Here is a 1,846-nt window from a genome sequence, read left to right as displayed (position 1 = left end):
ACACAGTGGACGCGAGCAACTGAGGACAAGCCCTCGGCCTATTAGTACCAGTCAACTCCACCCGTTACCAGGCTTCCATATCTGGCCTATCAACCCAGTCGTCTACTGGGAGCCTTACCCTCTCAAGGAGGTGGGAATACTCATCTCGAAGCAGGCTTCCCGCTTAGATGCTTTCAGCGGTTATCCCTCCCGAACGTAGCCAACCAGCCATGCCCTTGGCAGGACAACTGGCACACCAGAGGTTCGTCCGTCCCGGTCCTCTCGTACTAGGGACAGCCCTTCTCAATATTCCTACGCGCACAGCGGATAGGGACCGAACTGTCTCACGACGTTCTAAACCCAGCTCGCGTACCGCTTTAATGGGCGAACAGCCCAACCCTTGGGACCGACTCCAGCCCCAGGATGCGACGAGCCGACATCGAGGTGCCAAACCATCCCGTCGATATGGACTCTTGGGGAAGATCAGCCTGTTATCCCCGGGGTACCTTTTATCCGTTGAGCGACGGCGCTTCCACAAGCCACCGCCGGATCACTAGTCCCGACTTTCGTCCCTGCTCGACCCGTCGGTCTCACAGTCAAGCTCCCTTGTGCACTTACACTCAACACCTGATTGCCAACCAGGCTGAGGGAACCTTTGGGCGCCTCCGTTACTCTTTAGGAGGCAACCGCCCCAGTTAAACTACCCATCAGACACTGTCCCTGATCCGGATCACGGACCCAGGTTAGACATCCAGCACGACCAGACTGGTATTTCAACGACGACTCCACACACACTGGCGTGCATGCTTCAAAGTCTCCCAGCTATCCTACACAAGCCGAACCGAACACCAATATCAAACTGTAGTAAAGGTCCCGGGGTCTTTCCGTCCTGCTGCGCGAAACGAGCATCTTTACTCGTAGTGCAATTTCACCGGGCCTATGGTTGAGACAGTCGAGAAGTCGTTACGCCATTCGTGCAGGTCGGAACTTACCCGACAAGGAATTTCGCTACCTTAGGATGGTTATAGTTACCACCGCCGTTTACTGGCGCTTAAGTTCTCAGCTTCGCCACCCCGAAGAGTGACTAACCGGTCCCCTTAACGTTCCAGCACCGGGCAGGCGTCAGTCCGTATACATCGCCTTACGGCTTCGCACGGACCTGTGTTTTTAGTAAACAGTCGCTTCTCGCTGGTCTCTGCGGCCACCCCCAGCTCAGACAGTAAATGTCATCACCGGTGATGGCCCCCCTTCTCCCGAAGTTACGGGGGCATTTTGCCGAGTTCCTTAACCATAGTTCACCCGAACGCCTCGGTATTCTCTACCTGACCACCTGAGTCGGTTTAGGGTACGGGCCGCCATGAAACTCGCTAGAGGCTTTTCTCGACAGCATAGGATCATCCACTTCACCACAATCGGCTCGGCATCAGGTCTCAGACTATGTGCAAGGCGGATTTGCCTACCTTGCGTCCTACACCCTTACCCCAGGACAACCACCGCCTGGGCTGGACTACCTTCCTGCGTCACCCCATCACTCACCTACTAACCGCTTGGGCCGGCGGCTCCACCACTTTCCTTTCCCCGAAGGGTCCGGAACGGCTTCACGGCCTTAGCATCACGATGCTCGATGTTTGACGCTTCACAGCGGGTACCGGAATATCAACCGGTTATCCATCGACTACGCCTGTCGGCCTCGCCTTAGGTCCCGACTTACCCTGGGCAGATCAGCTTGACCCAGGAACCCTTAGTCAATCGGCGCAAACGTTTCTCACGTTTGTATCGCTACTCATGCCTGCATTCTCACTCGTGAACCGTCCACAACTCGCTTCCGCGGCTGCTTCACCCGGCACACGACGCTCCCCTACCCATC

The 1,846-nt window shown here is 56.3% G+C and carries 1 rRNA gene; it reads right to left on the bottom strand.

The window, feature by feature from the left end:
* Positions 1-21: 21 nt before the first annotated feature.
* Positions 22-1,846, bottom strand: a 23S ribosomal RNA gene (locus tag EV284_RS32515); the annotation flags it as partial.

Source organism: Streptomyces sp. BK022, from assembly GCF_004217355.1.
GTDB classification, from domain to species: Bacteria; Actinomycetota; Actinomycetes; order Streptomycetales; family Streptomycetaceae; genus Streptomyces; species Streptomyces griseoluteus.
This window is presented reverse-complemented; position numbering and strand designations above follow the sequence as displayed.